This is a genomic window from Ensifer sp. Root1252, from assembly GCF_001425885.1.
In the GTDB taxonomy this organism is placed as follows: domain Bacteria; phylum Pseudomonadota; class Alphaproteobacteria; order Rhizobiales; family Rhizobiaceae; genus Ensifer; species Ensifer canadensis.
The window spans coordinates 806,263-829,050 of record NZ_LMDT01000012.1 but is presented as its reverse complement, the minus strand read 5'-3'; the positions used below and the strand labels follow the sequence as shown (position 1 = coordinate 829,050).

At 61.0% G+C, this 22,788-nt stretch carries 21 protein-coding genes and 1 riboswitch; of the genes, 9 read left to right on the top strand and 12 right to left on the bottom strand.

The window, feature by feature from the left end:
- Nucleotides 1–25 precede the first annotated feature (25 nt).
- The 3 genes from ASD02_RS16515 to ASD02_RS16505 all read left to right on the top strand — a co-directional run bounded on the left by ASD02_RS16515 (nucleotide 26) and on the right by ASD02_RS16505 (nucleotide 6,446).
- The gene (locus tag ASD02_RS16515; RefSeq protein WP_025427102.1) at nucleotides 26–829 is read left to right on the top strand and encodes a DUF72 domain-containing protein; all 804 of its coding nucleotides are present in this window, start codon (nucleotides 26–28) and stop codon (nucleotides 827–829) included.
- Between the two features lie 684 nt (nucleotides 830–1,513).
- Complete coding sequence (locus ASD02_RS16510; protein ID WP_025427103.1) at nucleotides 1,514–5,317, top strand: vitamin B12-dependent ribonucleotide reductase; 3,804 nt, start codon at nucleotides 1,514–1,516, stop codon at nucleotides 5,315–5,317.
- A 694-nt stretch (nucleotides 5,318–6,011) separates the two neighbouring features.
- Nucleotides 6,012–6,446 (top strand): GNAT family N-acetyltransferase, encoded by a 435-nt coding sequence (locus tag ASD02_RS16505; RefSeq protein WP_025427104.1) that lies wholly within the window; start codon nucleotides 6,012–6,014, stop codon nucleotides 6,444–6,446.
- Nucleotides 6,447–6,671: 225 nt separating this feature from the next.
- Here ASD02_RS16505 and ASD02_RS40410 read toward each other — a convergent pair whose 3' ends face one another.
- Together ASD02_RS40410 and ASD02_RS16500 are read right to left on the bottom strand one after the other, a co-directional pair.
- A complete protein-coding gene (locus ASD02_RS40410) occupies nucleotides 6,672–6,800 on the bottom strand; it encodes a hypothetical protein (protein WP_255569869.1) in 129 nt (42 codons plus the stop codon).
- Nucleotides 6,801–7,193: 393 nt separating this feature from the next.
- Entirely contained in the window at nucleotides 7,194–7,436 is a 243-nt protein-coding gene (locus ASD02_RS16500) for a hypothetical protein (RefSeq protein WP_025427105.1), read from the bottom strand.
- A 253-nt stretch (nucleotides 7,437–7,689) separates the two neighbouring features.
- On the opposite strand from ASD02_RS16500, the gene ASD02_RS16495 reads away from it, so the two are divergent.
- Together ASD02_RS16495 and ASD02_RS16490 are read left to right on the top strand one after the other, a co-directional pair.
- On the top strand, nucleotides 7,690–8,610 hold the full coding sequence (locus ASD02_RS16495; RefSeq protein WP_025427106.1) for a J domain-containing protein: 921 nt from the start codon (nucleotides 7,690–7,692) through the stop codon (nucleotides 8,608–8,610).
- On the top strand, nucleotides 8,607–8,921 hold the full coding sequence (locus ASD02_RS16490; protein WP_038576109.1) for a chaperone modulator CbpM: 315 nt from the start codon (nucleotides 8,607–8,609) through the stop codon (nucleotides 8,919–8,921). The genes ASD02_RS16495 and ASD02_RS16490 overlap by 4 nt, the downstream gene beginning before the upstream one ends.
- On the opposite strand, the gene ASD02_RS16485 is transcribed toward ASD02_RS16490, so the two are convergent.
- Nucleotides 8,885–9,352, bottom strand: coding sequence for a nuclear transport factor 2 family protein (locus ASD02_RS16485; protein ID WP_057220827.1), 468 nt, complete (start codon nucleotides 9,350–9,352; stop codon nucleotides 8,885–8,887). The genes ASD02_RS16490 and ASD02_RS16485 overlap by 37 nt on opposite strands.
- A 432-nt stretch (nucleotides 9,353–9,784) precedes the next feature.
- Between ASD02_RS16485 and ASD02_RS16480 the strand changes: the two genes are divergently transcribed.
- A complete protein-coding gene (locus ASD02_RS16480; protein ID WP_025427108.1) occupies nucleotides 9,785–10,141 on the top strand; it encodes a hypothetical protein in 357 nt (118 codons plus the stop codon).
- Between the two features lie 28 nt (nucleotides 10,142–10,169).
- Here ASD02_RS16480 and ASD02_RS16475 read toward each other — a convergent pair whose 3' ends face one another.
- Complete coding sequence (locus tag ASD02_RS16475) at nucleotides 10,170–11,156, bottom strand: copper chaperone PCu(A)C (protein WP_025427109.1); 987 nt, start codon at nucleotides 11,154–11,156, stop codon at nucleotides 10,170–10,172.
- A gap of 95 nt (nucleotides 11,157–11,251) precedes the next feature.
- On the bottom strand, nucleotides 11,252–11,641 hold the full coding sequence (locus ASD02_RS16470) for a hypothetical protein (protein ID WP_025427110.1): 390 nt from the start codon (nucleotides 11,639–11,641) through the stop codon (nucleotides 11,252–11,254).
- Nucleotides 11,642–11,802: 161 nt separating this feature from the next.
- Nucleotides 11,803–11,890: riboswitch (glycine riboswitch) on the top strand.
- A gap of 146 nt (nucleotides 11,891–12,036) precedes the next feature.
- Between ASD02_RS16470 and gcvT the strand changes: the two genes are divergently transcribed.
- The 3 genes from gcvT to gcvP are packed head-to-tail and all read left to right on the top strand — an operon-like array spanning nucleotide 12,037 to nucleotide 16,419.
- Nucleotides 12,037–13,176, top strand: coding sequence for a glycine cleavage system aminomethyltransferase GcvT (gcvT, locus tag ASD02_RS16465; RefSeq protein ID WP_025427111.1), 1,140 nt, complete (start codon nucleotides 12,037–12,039; stop codon nucleotides 13,174–13,176).
- Between the two features lie 16 nt (nucleotides 13,177–13,192).
- Nucleotides 13,193–13,555 carry a glycine cleavage system protein GcvH gene (gene gcvH / locus ASD02_RS16460; protein ID WP_025427112.1) on the top strand — a complete coding sequence of 121 codons (363 nt, stop codon included), beginning with the start codon at nucleotides 13,193–13,195 and terminating at the stop codon, nucleotides 13,553–13,555.
- Nucleotides 13,555–16,419: an aminomethyl-transferring glycine dehydrogenase gene (gene gcvP, locus ASD02_RS16455; RefSeq protein ID WP_025427113.1), complete on the top strand. Its 2,865-nt coding sequence runs from the start codon at nucleotides 13,555–13,557 to the stop codon at nucleotides 16,417–16,419. Before gcvH ends, gcvP begins: the two co-directional genes overlap by 1 nt.
- Nucleotides 16,420–16,465: 46 nt before the next feature.
- Here the strand turns inward: gcvP and ASD02_RS16450 are convergent, their stop codons facing one another.
- From ASD02_RS16450 to sufC, 7 genes are all read right to left on the bottom strand, one after another.
- Nucleotides 16,466–16,894 (bottom strand): response regulator, encoded by a 429-nt coding sequence (locus ASD02_RS16450; RefSeq protein WP_025427114.1) that lies wholly within the window; start codon nucleotides 16,892–16,894, stop codon nucleotides 16,466–16,468.
- A gap of 10 nt (nucleotides 16,895–16,904) precedes the next feature.
- Nucleotides 16,905–18,410 (bottom strand): ATP-binding protein, encoded by a 1,506-nt coding sequence (locus ASD02_RS16445; RefSeq protein ID WP_158407847.1) that lies wholly within the window; start codon nucleotides 18,408–18,410, stop codon nucleotides 16,905–16,907.
- Nucleotides 18,411–18,502: 92 nt separating this feature from the next.
- Nucleotides 18,503–18,895: a Fe-S cluster assembly scaffold SufA gene (gene sufA / locus ASD02_RS16440; RefSeq protein WP_025427116.1), complete on the bottom strand. Its 393-nt coding sequence runs from the start codon at nucleotides 18,893–18,895 to the stop codon at nucleotides 18,503–18,505.
- A 98-nt stretch (nucleotides 18,896–18,993) separates the two neighbouring features.
- Nucleotides 18,994–19,374, bottom strand: coding sequence for an SUF system Fe-S cluster assembly protein (locus ASD02_RS16435; protein ID WP_025427117.1), 381 nt, complete (start codon nucleotides 19,372–19,374; stop codon nucleotides 18,994–18,996).
- A gap of 71 nt (nucleotides 19,375–19,445) precedes the next feature.
- Nucleotides 19,446–20,687, bottom strand: a complete 1,242-nt coding sequence (locus tag ASD02_RS16430; RefSeq protein ID WP_025427118.1) for a cysteine desulfurase — start codon at nucleotides 20,685–20,687, stop codon at nucleotides 19,446–19,448.
- Between the two features lie 27 nt (nucleotides 20,688–20,714).
- Entirely contained in the window at nucleotides 20,715–21,992 is a 1,278-nt protein-coding gene (sufD, locus tag ASD02_RS16425; RefSeq protein WP_057220826.1) for a Fe-S cluster assembly protein SufD, read from the bottom strand.
- A 22-nt stretch (nucleotides 21,993–22,014) separates the two neighbouring features.
- Complete coding sequence (gene sufC, locus ASD02_RS16420; RefSeq protein WP_025427120.1) at nucleotides 22,015–22,770, bottom strand: Fe-S cluster assembly ATPase SufC; 756 nt, start codon at nucleotides 22,768–22,770, stop codon at nucleotides 22,015–22,017.
- Between the last annotated feature and the right edge of the window lie 18 nt (nucleotides 22,771–22,788).

Genomic DNA, 22,788 nt, shown 5'->3' with positions numbered 1-22,788 from the left:
AATTCGCCGCCATGAGGAGGATGGGATGACGAAATCCGGAAAGATCCGCGTTGGTATCGGCGGTTGGACCTTCGAGCCTTGGGAGGGCACGTTTTATCCCGACAGCCTGTCGAAGAAGCGCCAGCTCGAATTTGCCGGCAAGGAGTTGCGAGCGATCGAGGTCAACGGCACCTATTATTCATCGCAGAAGCCGGAAACTTTCGCCAGGTGGGCAGCCGAAGTCCCTGATGATTTCATCTTCTCGCTGAAGGCCAGCCGCTTCGTCACCAATCGCAAGGTTCTGGCCGAAGCTGGTGAATCCATGCAGAAATTCCTGACGCAGGGGCTGACAGAATTAGGACCCCATCTCGGGCCGATCCTGTGGCAGTTCGCGCCGACGAAGAAGTTCGAGCCGGAAGATTTCGAAGGCTTCCTCAAACTTTTGCCGGAAAAGCAGGACGGTCTGCCGCTGCGCCACGTCGTCGAAGTGCGCAATCCAACGTTCCAGGCGCCCGAGTTCGTCGACCTGCTGGAAAAATACAAGGTGGCCATCGTTCTGGCAGAACATGCGGACTATCCGATGATCGCCGATGTCACTGCCGATTTCGTCTATCTGCGCCTGCAGAAGGGCAGCGACGATATCAAGACCTGCTATGCCGCCGACAAGCTTGATCTCTGGGCGGATCGCGCGAAAACCTTTGCCGCCGGCGGGGAGCCGGGTGATCTCGCCAAGAACGCGCCCGATCGCAAGGCAAAGAAGGAGCCGCGCGATGTCTTTGCCTTCTTCATCACCGAGGGCAAGGTGAACGCGCCGAATGGCGCGCGTGAGCTGCAAAAGCGCGTTGATTGATGTCAAGTTCAGGCGCGGGGGACCTTCCCGCGCCTCTCCACGCGACCCTAATTGTTCACCCCCAAAACCTGAAAACGAATCAATTTGTAGTGCCCCTCACATCGGCGTTGGTTGTGCAATCGCGGTTGCCCCTGGGGATGCTATTTATGTGCTTTTTTACCCTTCAAAAATTTGATTTTTCGCCTGCCGCTGCGGCAGTGTCACAGGCAACCTGCCGAAGTGCCTGATTTACAAGGCATTGGCCGCTGTCCCCGTTTTCCACAGCCGATCCACACAACATCTAGCGCTCAAACTTCCGTCACAAACCACCCCTTGACGCCTTGGGACGATTCACGGTTAATGGATTTCACGTTGCGACGGCGGCGGACCGGATTGTTTTGAGCCCGGTTCATTTCACGAAATCGTCGGTTCTGACATGCGGCAAGCGCGGGTTCCCCGCTTGAGCCGCAGTGAGGAATCCTGTGCGCTTTTTCGGGCCCGCTTGAGCAACTTTTGGCTGGCATAAAGAAGCTGTTGATACTATATTTAGTGTTTGCAGGCAGCCTATCTCACAAGATACAGGGTCACCCAGATCTGGGTTTCCCTTCATGGATGGAAGCTGAGACTGGCTGCGGAATGCCTCCGCGGTCGGGCGGGGACACTTGCGCCTGTGGCGGGCGCTCGCAACACGAAGGACACGGGATAATGCTGATCGAACGTCGTTTCACCAAGGCTGGGCAATCCGCCTATGCGGAGATCGAATTCCGCAAGGCTACGAGTGAAATCAAGAATCCCGACGGCTCGATCGTGTTCCGTCTGGCCGATATCGACGTGCCGGCACAGTTCAGCCAGGTTGCCGCCGATATCCTTGCCCAGAAGTATTTCCGCAAGGCCGGCGTGCCGGCGAAGCTGAAGCGCGTCGAGGAGAATGATGTCCCCTCCTTCCTCTGGCGCTCGGCTCCCGACACGGATGCGCTGAAGGCGCTGCCGAAGGACGAACAGTACGGTTCCGAAACCGATGCCCGTCAGGTTTTCGATCGCCTGGCCGGTACCTGGGCCTACTGGGGCTGGAAGGGCGGCTATTTCGCCAGCGAAGAAGACGCCTCCGCCTTCCGTGACGAACTTGCTTATATGCTCGCCACCCAGCGCGTTGCGCCGAACTCCCCGCAATGGTTCAACACCGGCCTGCATTGGGCCTATGGCATCGACGGCCCCGGCCAGGGCCACTTCTATGTCGATCCCTTTACCGGCAAGCTGACCAAGTCCAAGTCGGCTTACGAACACCCGCAGCCGCACGCCTGCTTCATCCAGTCGGTTGCCGACGACCTCGTCAACGAGGGCGGCATCATGGACCTGTGGGTGCGTGAAGCGCGCCTGTTCAAGTATGGCTCCGGCACCGGCTCCAACTTCTCGCATCTGCGCAGCGAAGGCGAAAAGCTCTCGGGCGGCGGCAAGTCCTCGGGCCTGATGTCCTTCCTGAAGATCGGCGACCGCGCAGCCGGCGCCATCAAGTCGGGCGGCACCACCCGTCGCGCCGCCAAGATGGTCGTTGTCGATATCGATCACCCGGATATCGAGGAATACATCAACTGGAAGGTCAAGGAAGAGCAGAAGGTTGCAGCGCTCGTCACCGGCTCGAAGGTCGTCGCCAAGCATCTGAAGGCGATCATGAAGGCCTGCGTCAACTGCGACGGCACGGACGACGCCTGCTACGACCCGAAGCAGAACCCGGCGCTCAAGCGCGAGATCCGCGCTGCCAAGCAGTCGCTGGTGCCTGAAAACTACGTCCAGCGCGTCATCCAGTTCGCCAAGCAGGGTTACAAGGACCTTGAGTTCAAGACCTACGACACCGACTGGGATTCGGAAGCCTATCTCACGGTTTCGGGCCAGAACTCGAACAACTCCGTCTCGATCAAGGACGACTTCCTGCGCGCCGTCGAAGCTGATGGCGACTGGCACCTGACCGCCCGCAAGGACGGCCGGGTGATGAAGACGCTGAAGGCACGCGACCTCTGGGAGTCGATTTCCTACGCCGCATGGGCGTCGGCCGATCCGGGCCTGCACTTCAACACGACGATGAACGACTGGCACACCAGCCCCGCCGCCGGTCCGATCCGCGCGTCGAACCCGTGCTCGGAATACATGTTCCTCGACGACACCGCCTGCAACCTCGCCTCGCTGAACCTGATGATGTTCAAGGACGCGGCGACGAAGCGCATCAACATCGCCGATTACGAGCACGCCGTGCGTCTGTGGACCGTCGTTCTCGAAGTTTCGGTGATGATGGCGCAGTTCCCGTCCCGCGAGATTGCCGAACTGTCCTACGAATACCGCACGCTCGGCCTTGGCTATGCCAATATCGGCGGCCTTCTGATGTCGTCGGGCATTCCCTATGACTCGACCGAGGGCCGCGCCATTGCCGGTGCGTTGACGGCGATCATGACCGGCGTTTCCTACGCCACGTCGGCGGAAATGGCGGCCAAGCTCGGTCCGTTCCCGGGCTTCGCGCCGAACCGCGACAACATGCTGCGCGTCATCCGCAACCACCGCCGCGCCGCTTACGGCGAGACGACGGGCTATGAAGGCCTCTCGGTCAACCCGGTCGCGCTGATCCATGGCGAAAACCCCGACCAGGACCTCGTCATTCACGCCATGAGCGCCTGGGACAAGGCGCTGGAACTCGGCGAGAAGCACGGCTACCGCAATGCCCAGGCAACCGTCATCGCGCCGACCGGCACGATCGGTCTTGTCATGGACTGCGACACGACTGGAATCGAGCCCGATTTCGCGCTGGTGAAGTTCAAGAAGCTCGCCGGTGGCGGCTACTTCAAGATCATCAACCGCGCCGTTCCCGAGGCTCTGCGTTCGCTCGGTTACTCCGAGAGCCAGCTTGCCGAGATGGAGGCCTATGCCGTCGGCCATGGCAACCTCAACCAGGCGCCTGCCATCAACCCCTCGACGCTGAAGGCCAAGGGCTTCACCGATGAGAAGGTCGAGGCCGTCAACGCTGCCCTGAAGTCGGCCTTCGATATCAAGTTCGTCTTCAACCAGTGGACGCTCGGTGCGGACTTCCTCAAGGGTGCGCTGAAGGTTACCGACGAGCAGCTCGCCCAGATGGACTTCAACCTCCTGGAGCACATGGGCTTCTCGAAGAAGGACATAGAAGCGGCCAACATCCACGTCTGCGGTGCGATGACGCTCGAAGGTGCGCCGTTCCTCAAGAACGAACACCTGCCTGTCTTCGATTGCGCCAACCCCTGCGGCAAGATCGGCAAGCGTTACCTCTCGGTCGAAAGCCACATCCGCATGATGGCTGCCGCCCAGCCGTTCATCTCGGGCGCCATCTCCAAGACGATCAACATGCCGAACGAGGCGACCGTCGAGGATTGCAAGAACGCCTACATGCTGTCGTGGAAGCTGGCGCTGAAGGCCAATGCGCTCTATCGCGATGGTTCCAAGCTGTCGCAGCCGCTCAATGCCTCGCTGATCGAAGACGAGAATGACGAGGATGCGCTGGAGGATCTGATCCAGGCGCCGGCCGCTGCCCAGGCCGTGACCATCACGGAGAAGATCGTCGAGCGCGTCATCGAGAAGGTGATCCGCGCCCGCGAAAAGCTGCCGAACCGCCGCCAGGGTTACACCCAGAAGGCTGTCGTCGGCGGTCACAAGGTCTACCTGCGCACCGGCGAATTCGGCGATGGCCGCATCGGCGAGATCTTCATCGACATGCACAAGGAAGGCGCTGCCTTCCGGGCGATGATGAACAACTTCGCCATCGCCATCTCGCTCGGCCTACAATATGGCGTGCCGCTCGAAGAATATGTGGAGGCCTTCACCTTCACCAAGTTCGAGCCGGCCGGCATGGTGCAGGGCAACGACGCGATCAAGAACGCGACGTCGATCCTAGACTACGTCTTCCGCGAACTGGCCGTGTCCTACCTCGGCCGTCACGATCTGGCCCATGTCGACACGTCCGACTTCAGCAACACGGCGCTCGGCAAGGGTATCCAGGAAGGCAAGACGAACCTGATCTCCACCGGCTGGACCCGCGGCTACAAGCCGACCATCGTCGGCGGCACGGCTGATCGCACCAGTGAGCCGAAGGGTTCGGCGACAGCAGCCCCTGCCCGCGCCTCCTCCAGTGCAACGGTAACCTCGATTGCCGGCAACACCGTCCGCAAGATCGAACAGACAACGTCGATCGCAACTTCTGAAATCGTTGCCTTCAAGCGCGACTACGAAGAGCGCGCCGCCGAACTTGCCGAAGAGATCGCCGAGGAAACAGTCGAGACGGTAACGGAAGTGACGGCTCTGTTCTCCGACAAGGCGGCCGCAGAAGCGGCATCGGCCAAGTCGGACGCCAAGAAGCTCGAAGCCGAACGCCGCGCCCGCTCGATCATGCAGGGTTACACCGGCAACATGTGCTCCGAGTGCCAGAACTTCACAATGGTGCGCAACGGCACCTGCGAGAAGTGCGACACCTGCGGCGCCACCAGCGGCTGCAGCTGACCAGCTACGACTGCGTGCAGTGAGACATTGAAGAAACAAAAGGCGCTCCTTAGAGCGCCTTTTGTGTTGGGGCAGGCTCCGGATTTCTGCCTGACCTTGCTTCCCGCATTTGAAACGTTACGGATTTGGTTTCTCTCTGACAGGAGAGGCAGGTGTAATGAGTGCATTCCGTCTATTGCTACTGCTGCCGCTTGTCTTGCCGGCTAGCTGCGCCTACCCGATTTGCAAGCAACTGAAGCCGGCAGCTCGTGTCTCCGTCCACGACACCAGCGAGGTCCCGATTGCGGGCGCGAAGGTGCATCTTTGGACAATTGTTCATCCTCATAATCGCCGCGGACTTGCCGAGGTGACGGAGACGGACGCATCAGGAATCGCACGCTTTCATAAGAAGGTGAATGGCGTGTTGAGGCGCTGGTCGTGCATGGCTACGACGTGTTCTCTTGGCGGTGGTGTGTCGCCAAACCCGGCTACGAGACGCGCCATCTCAGTTACGATGAGTGGCTCAGCACCAAATCGCCGATCGTCCTACGAGAAGGCGTATCGCAACCGTGTAAGGCGCCAGAGCCGTCGGGATGAAACACTTGGCAGCTAGCACAGATTATGTATCTGTTGCGGCTAGAGAGGCACCGCCGACCGTCGCAATTGTGCATCCGCAGTCTTTACCCATTCGCCCCGCTTATCTGGCTCGTTCCAAATGACAGCCCCCATCATCGACATCACCCTCGAAGATCCGAGCAAGGATGATCTGCGTGCGATCGTCACGACGCTTGACGCCTATAACGATGCGCATAGCGGCATGGTCGATCAGCCCGGTTTTGCCGTCTTCATTCGGGATCCCGAAACGAAGGCGGCAATCGGCGGGCTCTATGCGACCGATGGCTATGGCTGGGCTTTCATCCGCTATCTCGCCATACCGGAAAACCTTCGCGGCCAAGGTCTGGGACAGCGACTGATCGCCGAGGCGGAGAAGATCGCGCGGGATCGCGGCTACATCGGCCTATGGCTCGATACGTTCGAATTCCAGGCGCGGCCTTTTTACGAAAAGCTGGGTTTTGTGGTTTTCGGCCAGCTGGAGGGCGCGCCGGGCGCAATAGCGCGTTACTTCCTGAAGAAGCGGTTTGAGAATTAGCCGACAGCCAAAGACAGGTGGCATGCAGCTTCGCTGCGTATGATCAATGCGGGATGGATCAGTTACGGAGAGCGCCGCAGAGTTGTGGCGCGTCGACAAGAGTTCTGCCGTTCTTGGTGCGAGTGTTGCTTCGGTTGATCGGTGCGTGGGAGAGCGCAACCGTGCAACCGAAGCCTTTTTGGTGAAAAGCCCACTTCCATGGGATTTCAGGCTGCCTTCACCGGATTATTTCGGTGTAACGATGCCCTGGTAATAGTCGCCGTCGCCGCTGACATAATTCACACCACCGCCGCCCGTGGTTTGCGCACAGGCCGCCAAGGTGGAGAGAACGAGTAGCAACATCGCAGTTTTCATAGGCATTTGCTCCTTCAGCGTCGTTTGATCTTCGGCCGTGCGCTACGCCGAAGCGACGCATGACGATTTGACCCGCCAATTCTATGATACTCAACCGGGCATCTATCAAGGGCATTGATTGTTTAAAGCTAATTTGTGCTTGCCTGTGATGTGTTCAACGTCTGCGCGCATATTGGGCGCGGCAAATCGTTGGCGCTTTTGCACTCACAAGGGTGAGCGGGGCAAACAGCAGCACGCTTCTTTCAGCTTCTACAGCGCCGCGCGTCTTAGACGCGCAAAGGTCGCTGTAGCACTTTGAATTGCTGCAGGTTTTTATCCTTAAAACGAATAGGATTTAAGGAAACATGCAGTAGAACTCAGCCGCCTGCCCCTGGGAAAAGCCGAGGCGAAGGTTCACGTCGACAGGTGTTTGCCCGGCTGCTCGCGCTCCCGCCAGTAACGCAGCCTGAGGCGTGGAGCCATCAGCCAGGCGATGAAAGGCGTGAGGATGAAACATGTGACGACCACGACTGGCAGAGAATACTTGGCGTTGTCGGCGAGCACCGGGATGGAAAGCACGATCACCGCACCGATGCCGAAGAGCACGGCGTTGATCATCAGTCCAACCATGATGGCAAGTTGCAGGCGCACGGACATGTCGGCCTCCGTTGAAAAACCACCCAATGGGAACGCTGCCTTTTTCGAATGGTTCCGAAATCCCGATTGTAGCAGAAACGGCCTACTCGCGAAATGAGAGCACAAACCGGCCGCGGTTCGTTTTCTCCCTGTCGTTTCCGCACGGGTGCCCTATGCTTGTAGTCAAGCGACCGATCACCCGATTGGATTGGGATATGTGAGCTGTACCGCACAGCCCGATCCACTGCCGATCGCTTCAGTTTGAGGGAGACCCATGCCGAGCAGTCCATACGAAACCCTGGGCGTCAGCCGGGACGCCAAGCAGAAAGATATTCAGAGCGCCTACCGCAAGCTTGCCAAGAAACTACATCCCGATCTCAACCCCGGGGACAAGGGAGCCGAGGATCGCTTCAAGTCAGTTTCGGCCGCTTATGCGCTCTTAAGCGACGAGGAGAAGCGCGGCAAATACGATCGCGGCGAGATCGACGAAACCGGCGCGGAAACGGCGCCTCGGAACTTCTACCGCGATTATGCCGGCGCCAACGACACCGCCGGTCGCTACGAAAGCGCTCACGGCTTTTCGGATTTCGGCGATTCGGACGATATTTTCTCCAACTTCTTTTCTCGTCGTGGTCGGGGCCAACAATCGATGCGCGGGCGCGATGCACATTTCTCGATGGAGATCAGTCTGCTCGAGGCGGTCAATGGTGCCAAGAAGCAGATCAGCCTGCCGGGGGGCGGGCCGGCCCTTGATCTGACGATTCCGCCGGGCACACGCGACGGCCAGACGTTGCGCCTGCGCGGCAAGGGAGAGCCCGGCTCCAACGGCGCGGCTGCCGGTGACGCGCTGATCGACATCCGTGTGCGGCCGCATCCGCTGTTCCAGGTGGATGGTGAGGATGTGCGCTATGAGATCCCGATTTCGCTGAGCGAAGCCGTGCTTGGCGGCAAGATCCGCGTTCCGACCATGGATGGCGCCGTCAACGTCACGATCCCGCCGAACTCCAACACCGGCAAGGTCTTGCGGTTGAAGGGTAAGGGCATGCGCAAGCCGGGCGGTGGCCACGGCGATGCCTATGTGACGCTGAAGATCACGCTTGCGCCGCAGGCCGATCCGGCGCTCGCCGCCTTCGTCGAGGGCTGGGCAGCCGGAAAGGCGGAGGATCCACGCAAGAACCTGGGAGGCAACGCATGAACGACAGCGAGTTTTGCGAACACCTCGAAATCGAGGTCACGGTGCTACGGGTCTGGGTCGAGCAGCGCTGGCTTGTGCCGCGCCAGGCCGACAGAGGTTGGATATTCGAAGACGATGATCTTGCCCGCGCCCGCCTGATCCAGGACCTGACTGGCCCCATGGGCGTCAACGACGACGGCGTCGACGTCGCCATGCAACTGCTCGATCAGATTTACGGCCTACGCGGCCGGTTGAGTGCGTTGATGACGGCAATCCGCAGCCAGGATCCGGATATTCAGAGGCTGATACTGTCTCGTGTGGACGACGAATAATCCACCGCGATCGCCGGCATCGCGACAAGACCGACGGTTTCGGCAACAAGCAAGGTGTCGACGAATTCCGTCAGGTCAGCCATCCGGTCGTCGCTGAAGCTGAGCCTGTCCAGGATTTCCGTATCGAACCATGTGTCGGAAGGAACGAAGCGGATGGGCCCAACCCGATGGGCGTAAACCGTGTTACCGTCGACGTCGAGCTGAACCGTCTTCATCTGGCTCAAATCCCAGGCGTCGACCAGGCCGCGAAAAGCGGAGCGCACTGCTTCCGGATTGCTGACCTTCTGGGTCATGGCCCCAAGACGGCCGCTACCGACGATACGGAAGCTGAAGGTTGGATGCAGACAGGCCAGCATGGCCTCAAGGTCGTTGGCATCGCGCGCTGCATAGAGCGAGTGCACGGTTTGCTCGAGCGCGGTGCGATCTGGCATCAAATTGCTCCCTTGTGAAATCTGGGCACGCCTTTTGTATCCGGGGTGAGTGTGCGCGTATTTAAGGCATGTCGCAAGTATATGCGAAGGCTGCAGTACAACCTCAGCCTGGCGTTCGTCTTTGCTGGCCTGTGGTGGCAACGCCTGCCGTCGCCCGGGCGACTGACCCAAGCGTCGAGGCAAAGAGAGCAATCAGGGTGGTCTTCAACCTGTGCGTTCCCCCGTCGGGGATGCCCGAAGTGTCCGGCCTTCATGCCCGAGGGATGGATCGCATGGGCGCATCCCGACATAGACTCTTCGAAAACCGATCCGCACCGCCCTTAGAAGCAATCGTTAGGATTCGACTAAAAGGCGACCGCCAATTTTCACCCAGCTTCAAGCGAAACAGCGCAAAAAGGAAAGGATTAATAGCAAGGAAGGCAGGGGAACAAGGTGGTACAGGTCGTCACGGTATCCGCGACCACAGCGGCTTACGCGGCGGAAGCCGTCAAGCCGAAGGCGCGCGTGTCCGGCGATGGCCCGGCCGATGAGGCGATCACCTTGCTTTCGACCCGCCGTTCCAGCGAGCCGACGATCACCCAGGCATCTATTCCCAAGATGAAGGGCGCCCTGCCCCTGTCGTTGATGCTGATGAGCGCCGATGGCCGCCTGCCGCAGCAGAGCGAGGCGGAAACGCTACGCCGATATCTCGAATACATGCGCGACGACGGGGACATGCCAGAATGGCGCGAAAACGAAAGCCGGCAGGAAGATCCCGCCGGCCAAGAGGATGAGAACGGCGCCGCCTGAGGCAAAGCCCTTCGTCTCATCAGGTCCTTCAGTGGTGCTTGTGCCCGCCGGTTGCCGCAGCGCCGCCGGCCGCCGTTCCCACGGCAAGCGTGGCATCGACCTTGCCAGCCTTCTCGAAGACCAGCGTAACCGGCACGGTTTCACCCTCGGCAAACGGCTTCGACACCTGCATGAACATCAGATGCAGGCCGCCGGACTTGAGCTCGACGGTCTCGCCGGCCGGGATGGCAACGCCGTCATCGAGCTTGCGCATCTTCATCACGTCGTTTTGCATCGCCATTTCGTGGATCTCGACGCGACCCGCGACCGGGCTCTCGACTGCGACCAGGCGATCGTCGGCGCTGCCGCCGTTCTTGATCGTCAGGAAGCCGCCGCCAACCTTGGCGCCCGGCAGCATCGCCTTGGCCGCGCCGCCAAAGATTTCAAGGTCGCCCAGCTTGACCGGGCCGTCCGTGGCCATCTGCCCGCCGTGTCCGGCATGCTCGTCGCCACCGGCGGCAAGCGTCACCGTCACCGTGGGCGCCGGGCTCTTCAGGTCATGGGCGCTCTGCCCCTCGGCTGCTACCTCGTCCCACACCACCTTGCCGTCCGTGCCGCACAGCTGAACCGTCGGGAAGGCAAGCACGGTTTCCTTGTCGAAGCCCGAGATCTTACCTTTGACGACGAAGGTATCGTAGAACTCTTCGGGCAGATTGCCGCCCTTCCAGCGGATCTCGATTGGGCCGGAAGAGACCTTCTCGCCGTGATTGTCATAGGTCTTCTGGTAGTCGCCCTTGATGATCTCCAGCTCCCAACCCGGTTTCGGCTGCGGCTTGGCGAAGACGAAGCCTTCCGGCAGCTTCATCTGCACCTCGGTCGTTGCCTTGCCATCGCAACCGTGCGGAACCTGCAGCACCGCCTTGAAGCTCTTTTCGGATTGCGCGCTGTCGGTTTCGAACGTCGCATGGGCGTGGGCGACGCCAGCGGTTGAAAGCGCCAGGCCGAGGGAAAATATAGTCAGTGCGGTCTTGTTCATGTCGTACACTCCTGACCACGTGCCGGTCAGAGCCCGGTTCTGTCGTGGTCGATGCCGCCATCGCGGCGCATTGAAATTGAATGCGTGGGGAAGCGTTACGACTGGTGGGGAGGTCCGCGCGGCGGCGGCAGAAGGCGCAGATGCCGGACGGTAATTTCGTCTTGCGCGCGGTGCAAATCGGCAAGCCAGTTGCCGGTCTCGGCGCGTTCGCTATGTTGCGGCGGCGTCGGCAGCAGGGCAGCCACCGCAAGCCGGCAGGCCTCGCAGACCGGCGCCATCGATGGCGATTTGCCGTTGTCGTGGTCGATGCCATCCATGCCGAAGCAGATATCGGCGATGGTGCCATCGGGTAGCTGATAGGCTGCGATCTCTGCAGGCGTCAAGCTTTTTGCCATCGCCGGCTTGTGGGCGAAGGACAGGAAAACAAGCGCGAAAGCGGCGACGATGCGCACAGCGATCCGCAAATGTCCCTTACACCTAGTCATTGTCGTCCCCGGTATCGATCCTGAGTTATCCTCAAGCGGAGGAGAATGCAAAGACAGAATTGACGCACCCCCAGTCCGGCGATGGGAAGTGCTGCGACAAAAATGTGTTTGACCGCGACACCGCCCCCTTGCCAAGTTCACAGGTTCGCCGTTATTTGGAGGCGATCTTGTTGGGAGAAACCGGTTCGTTCCGGTGCCGAAGGAGCAACCGCCCCGGAAACTCTCAGGCCAAAGGACCAGCAAGGTGCCGGTAGGACTCTGGAGAGAAGCGTTTTTTTGCGCTCGCCGAAGGGATAACAATCTCAGGCAAAGGGACAGAGGGGGCTCGAATTTGACGGCGTTTGACGCCGGAAGTGTGAGCCGGCGCGCGTGCGCGCCAGACCTGGAGGCCGGAGTTGGAAGAGATTTCCCATTTGAAACATACGCCGCTGCATGCGTTGCATCTGTCGCTGGGTGCCCGCATGGTGCCCTTTGCCGGCTACGACATGCCGGTCCAGTACCCTGACGGCGTGATGAAGGAGCACCTGCATACGCGCACCGCGGCAGGTCTGTTCGACGTTTCTCACATGGGCCAGGTCATCGTTCGGCCAAAGTCCGGCAAGATTGAGGACGCAGCGCTGGCGCTGGAAAAGCTGGTGCCCGTCGATGTGCTCGGCCTTGGTGAAGGCCGGCAGCGCTATGCGATCTTCACCAATGCCGAAGGCGGCATTCTCGACGACCTGATGATCGCCAACCGCGGCGACCACCTCTTCCTGGTGGTCAACGCCGCTTGCAAGGATGCCGATTTCGAGCACCTGAAGAAGGGCCTCGCCGACACCTGTGAAGTCACGATGCTCGACGACCGTGCGTTGATCGCGCTGCAGGGCCCCCACGCAGAAGCAGTTCTTGGCGAATTGTGGGCCGATGTTTCGGCCATGCGCTTCATGGATGTCGCCGAAGCCGACCTGCACGATGTAGCCTGCATCATCTCCCGGTCCGGCTATACCGGCGAAGACGGTTTCGAGATTTCCATTCCCTCGGTATCGGCCGCCGACGTCACGCAGCGGTTGCTCGAACACCCTGATGTCAAGCCGATTGGCCTTGGCGCGCGCGATTCGCTGCGTCTCGAAGCCGGACTTTGTCTCTATGGCAACGATATCGATACTTCGACCACACCGGTCGAGGGCGCGATCGAGTGGGCGATGCAGAAGGCGCGGCGCGCCGGCGGTGCCCGCGAGGGCGGCTTTCCCGGTGCGGACCGGATTCTTGGCCAGTTCGCAGACGGCGCCAAGCGCCGTCGCGTCGGCCTGAAGCCAGAGGGCCGCGCGCCCGTGCGCGGTGGTGCCAATCTTTTTGCCGACACCGAGGGCAAGACGCTCGTCGGCAAGGTGACTTCGGGCGGCTTCGGCCCCACCGTCGATGGCCCGATTGCCATGGGCTATGTCGACGCCACCCATACCGACAACGGCACGACGGTTTATGCGGAGGTGCGCGGCAAATATCTGCCGGTCGTCGTCGCCGCCCTGCCCTTTGTCAAACAAACCTACAAACGCTGATCAGGAGAGAGCGCAAATGTTGAAGTTCACCGACGAACACGAGTGGCTGAAGGTCGAAGCTGGCGTAGCAACGGTCGGCATCACCGAACACGCGGCCGGCCAGCTCGGCGACCTCGTTTTTGTAGAACTGCCGGAAACTGGCTCCACCTTTGCCAAGGGCGACACGGCGGCAACGGTTGAATCCGTCAAGGCGGCATCCGACGTCTATTGTCCACTTGATGGCGAAATCGTCGAAGTCAACCAGGCGATCGTCGACGACCCGTCGCTGGTCAACAGCGATCCGCAGGGCGCTGCCTGGTTCTTCAAGCTGAAACTCGCCGATCCGAACGCAGCCGACGCCCTTCTCGACGAAGCGGCCTACAAGGAGCTCGTCGCCTGATGAGCATGCCCAAGGACTTCACCTTTACCGACTACAAGCCGTATGACTTTGCCAACCGGCGTCATATCGGCCCGTCGCCGGCGGAAATGGATGAGATGCTGAAGGTCGTCGGTTATCCGTCGCTCGACGCGCTCATCGATGACACCGTGCCGCCGTCGATCCGTCAGAAGACGCCTTTGGCCTGGGGCGCGCCGATGACCGAGCGTGAAGCGCTCGACAAGATGCGCGAAACGGCCAACCGCAACCAGAAGCTCGTGTCGCTGATCGGCCAGGGCTATTACGGCACGATCACGCCGCCGGTCATCCAGCGCAACATCCTGGAAAATCCGGCCTGGTACACGGCCTATACGCCCTATCAGCCGGAAATCAGCCAGGGTCGTCTCGAGGCGCTGCTCAACTACCAGACGATGGTCTGCGACCTGACCGGCCTCGACGTTGCCAACGCTTCGCTGCTTGACGAAGCGACGGCTGCCGCCGAAGCCATGGCGATGGCCGAACGTGTGTCGAAGTCCAAGGCGAAGGCCTTCTTCGTCGACGAGAGCTGCCACCCGCAGACGATTGCTCTGTTGAAGACCCGTGCCGAGCCGCTCGGCTGGCAGATCGTCATCGGCAATCCGTTCACCGATCTCGATCCGGTCGACGTCTTCGGCGCCATCTTCCAGTATCCGGGCACCTACGGCCACGTGCATGACTTTACCGGCCTGATCGCCCGCCTGCACCAGGCCGGCGCGATCGCGACGGTCGCGGCCGACCCGCTGGCGCTTGCCCTCTTGAAGTCGCCCGGCGAAATGGGTGCCGATATCGCCATCGGCTGCACCCAGCGCTTTGGCGTTCCGGTCGGCTACGGTGGTCCGCACGCTGCCTACATGGCCGTCAAGGACGCGCACAAGCGCTCGATGCCCGGCCGTCTCGTCGGCGTCTCGGTCGATGCACGCGGCAACCGCGCCTATCGCCTTTCGCTGCAGACCCGCGAACAGCATATCCGCCGCGAAAAGGCGACGTCGAACATCTGCACCGCGCAGGTGCTGCTGGCCGTCATGGCCTCGATGTACGCTGTTTTCCATGGACCGAAGGGCATCAAGGCGATCGCTCAGAGCGTTCACCAGAAGACCGTTCGCCTCGCCATGGGCCTCGAAAAGCTTGGCTACACTGTCGAACCGGACGTGTTTTTCGACACGATCACCGTCGATGTCGGCAAGCTGCAGGGCATCATCCTCAAGACTGCCGTCGCCGAGGAAGTGAACTTGCGTAAGATCGGCGAAACCAAGATCGGCATCAGCCTCGACGAGCGCTCGCGCCCCGTCACGCTCGAAGCCGTCTGGCGCGCCTTTGGTGGTGACTTCAAGGTAGAAGAGTTCGAGCCGGGCTATCGCCTGCCGCAGCCGCTGCTGCGCACCAGCGAATACCTGACGCATCCGATCTTCCACATGAACCGCGCCGAAAGCGAAATGACGCGTTACATCCGCCGTCTTTCGGACCGCGACCTGGCGCTCGACCGGGCGATGATTCCGCTCGGTTCCTGCACGATGAAGCTCAACGCTACGGCGGAAATGCTGCCGATCACCTGGCCCGAATTCGCCGAAATCCATCCTTTCGTTCCGAAGGATCAGGCGGCCGGCTACCAGCACATGATCGAAGACCTGTCGGATAAGCTCTGCGCCGTCACTGGCTATGACGCGATTTCCATGCAGCCGAACTCCGGCGCACAGGGCGAATATGCCGGTCTGTTGACGATCCGCGCATACCACCTGGCACAGGGCAACGACCATCGCGACGTCTGCCTGATCCCGACTTCGGCGCACGGCACGAACCCGGCGTCCGCCCAGATGGCCGGCATGAAGGTCGTCGTCATCAAGGTGAGCGACAACGGCGACATCGATATGGATGATTTCCGTGCAAAAGCCGAGCAGTACGCGGAAAACCTCTCGTGCTGCATGATCACCTATCCCTCGACGCACGGCGTGTTCGAAGAGAACGTCCGTGAGGTCTGCGAGATCGTGCACAAGCACGGCGGCCAGGTCTACATGGACGGTGCAAACATGAACGCCATGGTCGGCCTTGCCCGCCCCGGCGACATCGGCTCCGACGTCAGCCACCTGAACCTGCACAAGACCTTCTGCATCCCGCATGGCGGCGGCGGTCCTGGCATGGGCCCGATCGGCGTCAAGGCGCATCTGGCACCCTACCTGCCGGGTCACCCGGAAACGGATGGCAATGACGGTGCGGTTTCGGCTGCTCCTTTCGGCTCGGCCTCGATCCTGCCGATCTCCTGGAGCTACTGCCTGATGATGGGCGGAGAAGGCCTGACCCAGGCGACGAAGGTGGCGATCCTCAGCGCCAACTACATCGCTGCTCGGCTGAAGGGCGCCTACGAAGTGCTCTACAAGTCGTCCAAGGGTCGTGTCGCGCATGAGTGCATCATCGACACCCGCCCGCTGGTCGAAAGCGCCGGCGTGACCGTCGACGACGTGGCCAAGCGCCTGATCGACTGCGGTTTCCACGCTCCGACCATGAGCTGGCCGGTTGCCGGCACGCTGATGATCGAGCCGACGGAATCGGAGACCAAGGCTGAGATCGACCGCTTCTGCGAGGCAATGCTGGCAATCCGCGAGGAAGCCCGCGCCATCGAGGAAGGCCGGATGGACAAGGTCAACAACCCGCTGAAGAACGCTCCGCACACGGTCGAAGACCTGGTCGGCGATTGGGATCGTCCCTACTCGCGCGAACAGGCCTGCTACCCGCCAGGCGCTTTCCGGGTCGACAAGTACTGGTCGCCGGTCAACCGGGTCGACAACGTCTTCGGTGACCGAAACCTGGTCTGCACCTGCCCGCCGCTGGAAAGCTACGCGGAAGCAGCGGAATAAACCGATGACAAGCGGGGCGCGCCCGATGGTGCGCCCCGATCTTACCCTACTGATCAAGCACGACGCCGCGCGGCGGCAGGGTGTTTTCTATCCAGAAGCGGACGAAGGCCTCGGCGAATTGCCTGTAGCCCGAAAGCGACGACGGCTTGGCCGCATAGGCGTTTGCACCGGCCTTGTAGGACCGGAAAACGTCGCTCGGATTGGTGGACGACGTCAGCACGATGACCGGCACCACCGATGTGCCCTCATTGCTGCGAATGCGCTCCAAGAGTTCCATCCCGTCGACACCGGGCATCTTGATATCCAGAAGCACATAGTCGAAGTGCTCGTGCCCGAGGCGCGCCACGGCCTCGTCGGCGTGGGTGACATGGACGATGTCGAGCGTGTCGTCGGTCTGTGAAAGGGCACGCGTGACGAAACGCGCGTCGTGCACGTTGTCCTCCACCACAAGCAATCGCTTCGGTGACTTGGCCAATCTTGTCGCCTTACTTGGTCTTCCGCATGCGCTTGGGAAGCGTCACCACAAATCGTGCGCCTTCGGTGAAGCTCGTGTCAAGATGGATCGATCCGTTGTGGCTTTCGGCGATCCGCTTGGCAAGCGCAAGGCCGATGCCCGTGCCGCCATAGGTGCTTTCGTCGTGGTGCAAGCGCTGGAACACTTCGAAGATGCGCGTGGCGAATCGCGGGTCGATGCCGATGCCATTGTCCTCGACCGCAAGCTCCACCTGCTGGCCGACGGCGCGGCCGTTGACGCGCACGATAGGCCCGCGATCCGGATGTCGATACTTGATGGCATTGCCAACAAGGTTTTGCACCAGCCGGCGCAACAGTTCCGGATCGCCCTGGACCTTCGGCAGCGGACCGATCTCGAAGGCCACATTCGCCTCGCGCGCGTGACCGCCGAGAACGCCCAGAGTATCGGCGACGATGTCGCCGAGGTCGACATCGGACCATGTGCTGATCTGATAGGCAATCTGCGAATAATCGAGCAGGCTGTCGATCACCCGGTTCATCCGCCTTGCGCTGTCGCGCAGATGGCGGGCGCTGGCCGAAACCTCATCCTGATTGCCGGCGGCCAATTCATCCTCGATCATCTCGGAGAACATCGAAATGTGCCGCAAGGGTGCCTTCAGGTCATGGGAGACCGTTGCCGTGAACTGATCGAGGGCCTCGTTCTTGTGCTCGAGCTCCTGTCGCTGGCGCTCGAGCGTCAGTTCCGCGCGCTTCAGTTCGGTCACATCGACGCGCAGGACGACGGTGTTTCCGTCCTTGGTCTTGATATTTTCAACCCTCAGCCAGCGGTCGCCGGCGTAGCGGTAGATCTTCGCCCTGTTGTCCGGTTGACGAAAGTCCTGCAGCCGATGCGCCACCCAGGCGGGCCAATCCGGGTTACCGGGCAAGGCTTCGGGATAGTGCCCCTCCTTCTGCGCAAGCAGAAGGATCTCTTCGGCGGTCATGCCAGGGTGAAGCAAGGGGCCGGCTGGGCCGCAGATCGTCACATAGGCGCGATTGTAGACCAGCAACCTTTCCTCGGCATCGAAGATTGCGAAACCTTCCGGCATAACGTCGAATGCTGCGTCGAGCATGTCGGACGCCCGCTGTCTCTCAAGCACGGCCGTGGCGAGATCTGAGACGTCGCGGATGATGCCGATCAGGGCCAGTTCCCGTCCGGCGGCATCGATCAGCGGCGTGGTGCGCAGATGGCCCGAGAATGTCGAGCCGTCGCGCCGGATATAGCTGTAGGTCGAGGTGCGCGCGATCGTCTCGTCGACCCTTGCCGCGCGATTGCGCAGCCGCCTCAAGTATTCGTCGTCGTCAGCATAGATAAGGCGCGCCGGTTGGCCGATGAACGCGTCGGCCGCATAGCCGAATTGCGCGAGTGCAGCTGGGTTGGCGGAGCGAATGATGCGCTCAGCGTCGAGGATGATCACCGGATCCGGAAAGGTCTCATAGAGCGCATTGAAGACAAGTTCCTCGTCGAACGCCGTCACGCCCATCTCCCCCAGTTACGCGACCGCATATCAGCAGAAAAAAGGCCCGGCGAAAACCCGGGCCTGCCATCTCTCGAAACACAAGGAGCGTATCAGTTCGCGCGCACCACGGCGTCGCCGCGCTCCGCAAGCGCTGCCAGATCGGCCGGCTTCAGCTCGACCGATTCGCCGCATCCGCAAGCTGACGTCTGGTTGGGGTTGTGGAAGGTGAAGCCGGAGCGAAGCGTCGTCACCTCGAAATCCATCTGGGTGCCGAGCAGGTAAAGCACCGCCTCCGGCGCAACCCAGACCTTGGCACCAGCGTGCTCGATCAGATCGTCCTTTGGATTGGGCTCGGTGACGAGATCCACGGCATACTCCATGCCGGCACAGCCGCCCTTCTTGATGCCGACGCGGATGCCCAGGGCATCGCCACCTGCATTTTCAACGATCGACTTGACGCGCCCGGCGGCTGCATCGGTCAAGCTCATCACGGCAAAGCCCATCGGCCTTTTCTCCTTGTCGTCACCGGGGTAAAGGCCCGGCGCCTTCCAGAATCAAATGTAGTGTCCGCAGCTTAACGGATCAATATGGCGCCTTGCGGTCAGTACCAACCGATGGCCACCTGTGCCTCTTCCGACATGCGGTCAGGCGTCCACGGCGGATCGAAGGTCATAGAGACCTCGACTCCCGACACGCCTTCGACGGCGCCCACCGCATTTTCGACCCAGCCGGGCATCTCGCCGGCGACGGGGCAGCCCGGCGCGGTCAACGTCATGTCGATCTTGACCATGCGGTCATCTTCGATGTCGATCTTGTAGATCAGGCCGAGCTCGAAGATGTCGGCGGGGATTTCCGGGTCGTAGACGGTCTTCAGCGCGCTGATGATATCGTCGCTCAGACGTGCCAGTTCTTCGGACGGGATTTCCGAATGCACGATGCCCTCGCGCACGTCGATCTTGTCTTCCGTTGCATCCAGGCTCATGTCGGCCTCCTAGACTTTCTCTTTCAGTTCAGATGCTTGAGTTGAAACTCTGAACCATTTTCCAAACCCGATCAGGCGAAGAACTTGCGCGCGTACTCAAGCGCGTCAGCCAATGCGTCCACTTCAGCCCGCGTATTGTAGAGGCCGAAGGATGCGCGGCATGTGGAGGTGACGCCGAAGCGTTTCAAGAGCGGCTGCGCACAATGGGTGCCCGCGCGAACTGCGACGCCGGCGCGGTCGATCACCGTCGAGATGTCATGGGCGTGAACGCCTGCGATCTCGAAGGAAAAGATGCTGCCCTTATCAGGCGCATTGCCGAACACTTTCAGCGAGTTGATCCTCGACAGGCGCTCGCGCGCATAGGCGGTCAGGTCGGCTTCGTGCCTGGTGATCGCCGCCCGGCCGATCTTTTCCATGTAGTCGAGCGCGTAGCCAAGCCCGATCGCCTGGACGATCGGCGGCGTTCCGGCTTCGAAACGATGCGGCGGATCGTTGTAGGTGACGCGGTCTTCGGTCACTTCCTCGATCATTTCACCGCCACCCATGAACGGGCGCATTTCCTTCAGGTGGTCCATCTTGCCGTAAAGCACGCCGATCCCCGAGGGACCGTAGAGCTTGTGGCCGGTCATCACGTACCAGTCGCAGTCGATGTCCTGCACGTCGACAGGCATGTGGACTGCGCCCTGGCTGCCGTCGACCAGCACCGGAATGCCGCGCTCGCGGGCAATCCGGCAGATCTCCTTGACCGGTACAACGGTGCCCAGAGCATTCGACATGTGGGTAATGGCGATGAGCTTGGTGCGCTCCGTCAGGCACTTGACGAAATCTTCGATGTGGAACACGCCATCGTCGTCGATCGGCGCCCAGACCAGCTTGGCGCCCTGGCGTTCGCGGATGAAATGCCAAGGCACGATGTTAGAGTGGTGCTCCATGATCGACAGCACGATCTCGTCGCCCTCGCTAAGCTTCGGCATACCGTAGCCATAGGCGACTGTATTGATCGCCTCGGTGGAGGATTTTGTGAAGATGATGTTGTCGGCCGATGGCGCGTTCAGGAAGCGGCGCACTTTCTCGCGCGACGCTTCATAGGCCTCGGTGGCGGCATTCGAGAGGAAATGCAGGCCCCGATGCACGTTGGCGTATTCGTTGGCGTAGGCATGGCTCACCGCGTCGATGACTGACTGCGGCTTCTGCGCCGATGCGCCGTTGTCGAGATAGACAAGCGGTTTGCCATAGACGGTCCGGGACAGGATCGGAAAATCCTTGCGGATCGCTTCGACGTCATAGGCTGGCACCGGCACAGTGTGTTCCATGTCTTTCAATCCAATCAGTCGCGCCTGTCAGGCATGCTTCACGAGCCAGGCCGAGATTACGCCTTCCAGCGCCTCGACCAGCGGCTCGTCGTCGAGTTCCTCGACGATTTCGGCGACGAAGGCGTTGACGAGCATCGCCCGCGCCTTGTTTTCCGGAATACCGCGCGCAAGCAGATAGAAGAGCTGCGTGTGGTCGATGTCAGTAACCGTCGCGCCGTGACCGCACTGCACGTCGTCCGCAAAGATCTCCAACTCGGGCTTGGACGAAAGGTCGGCATCGTCCGAAAGAAGCAGCGTGTTGCACGCCATCCGCGCGTCAGTCTTCTGCGCGTCCTTGGCAACCAGGATCTTGCCCTGGAAGACGCCTTTGGCGCGATCGAAGACCACGTTGCGGATGATTTCCGTCGATGTGGTGTGCGGCACGTTATGGCCAAGCATGAAGGTGACGTCCGTGTGGCTTTCGCCGCCGAGCAGGTTGATGCCGCGTAGCTTGAAATCAGCGCCTTCGCCGCTCGTCTTGCCGTGGATCTCCTGTCGCACCAGCTTGCCGCCGGCATTGATGACGAAAAGATACAGCTTGGCGTCCTTGGCGAGATCGAAGCGCATCTGCCCGAGATGGGTGTCTGCGGCTCCCTGCTGCTGCAGGATGATCCAGATGATGTCGGCACCCTCGCCAACCGCAACGTCGCTGACCGTTGAGACCAGGCTCTCGCCGGCATCGGTTGACAGGTGACGTTCGATCACAGTCGCCTTGGTGTTCGCACCGAAGGAAACCGGGAAGCGCGTGTGCGACTGGCCGATGCTCTGCACCAACTGAATTTCAAGCGGGTCTTCCAGCTCGGTTCCGTCTGCGATCGCAAGCTCGATACCACCGCGCACGAGGCCGCCGTTGATGCGGCCGATTGCGTCGTCCGAGCCGAGCACCGCAAGGCCGGCAGCAGCCGACCCGTCGAGCAGGCTGTCGGTGTAGGAGCGCATCGTCACGCCCTCGGGCGCATTGCCCTTGAGGTCGGCATGGCCGTTGCGCACCGCAAGTACTGTCGAGCCGGCGACAAGCGCCTCGACGCGATCAGCAAAAGCCGTCGGGTCGGCGGCAGGTACCGCACGCAGCAGCGTGCGAAGATCGGTATAGTGCCAGGACTCGACGCGGCGCGTCGGCAGGCCTGATGTCCGCAGTTCGTGCACCAAGGTGTCACGAACCGACAGCACCGAGCCGTCGCCGGGTAGATCGCCGATCTGCGCGGTATAGGCATCGACGAGCGCCGTTTCGGCTGCCGTCATCTTGATTGCCTGTTGCATATTCATTCGAACACTCCTTCAACAGGCCCTAGGCTGCAGCCTCGATGATATCAGCGTAGCCGTTGGCTTCGAGTTCGTGTGCAAGCGCCTTGTCGCCCGACTTGATGACCTGGCCCTTGTAGAGCACGTGCACCGTGTCCGGAACGATGTAGTCGAGCAGGCGCTGGTAGTGGGTGATGACGATGACGGCGCGGTCGGGCGAACGCAGTGCGTTGACGCCGTCGGCGACGATCTTCAGCGCATCGATGTCGAGGCCGGAGTCGGTTTCATCAAGCACGCACAGCTTCGGCTCGAGCAACGCCATCTGCAGGATCTCGGCGCGCTTCTTCTCACCGCCGGAGAAGCCGACGTTGAGCGGGCGACGCAGCATTTCCGGAGCGATCTTGAGCTCGGCAGCGGCTTCCTTGACACGGCGCATGAATTCCGGTGTCGTCAGCTCGTCTTCGCCGCGATACTTGCGCTGCTCGTTCATCGCCACCTTCAGGAACTGCATGGTGGCAACACCCGGGATTTCGACCGGGTACTGGAAGGCAAGGAAGATGCCCTTGGCGGCGCGCTCGGAAGCCTCCAGCTCAAGGATGTTCTCGCCGTTGTAAAGGATCTCGCCTTCGGTCACTTCGTAGTCTTCGCGGCCCGACAGGATGTAGGACAGCGTCGACTTGCCGGAGCCGTTCGGCCCCATGATGGCGGCGACTTCGCCGGCCTTCACCGTCAGGTTCAGGCCACGGATGATTTCAGTGCCGTCTTCGGCGATGCGGGCGTGCAGGTTCTTGATTTCAAGCATTATATCGTCCTCTTGGGA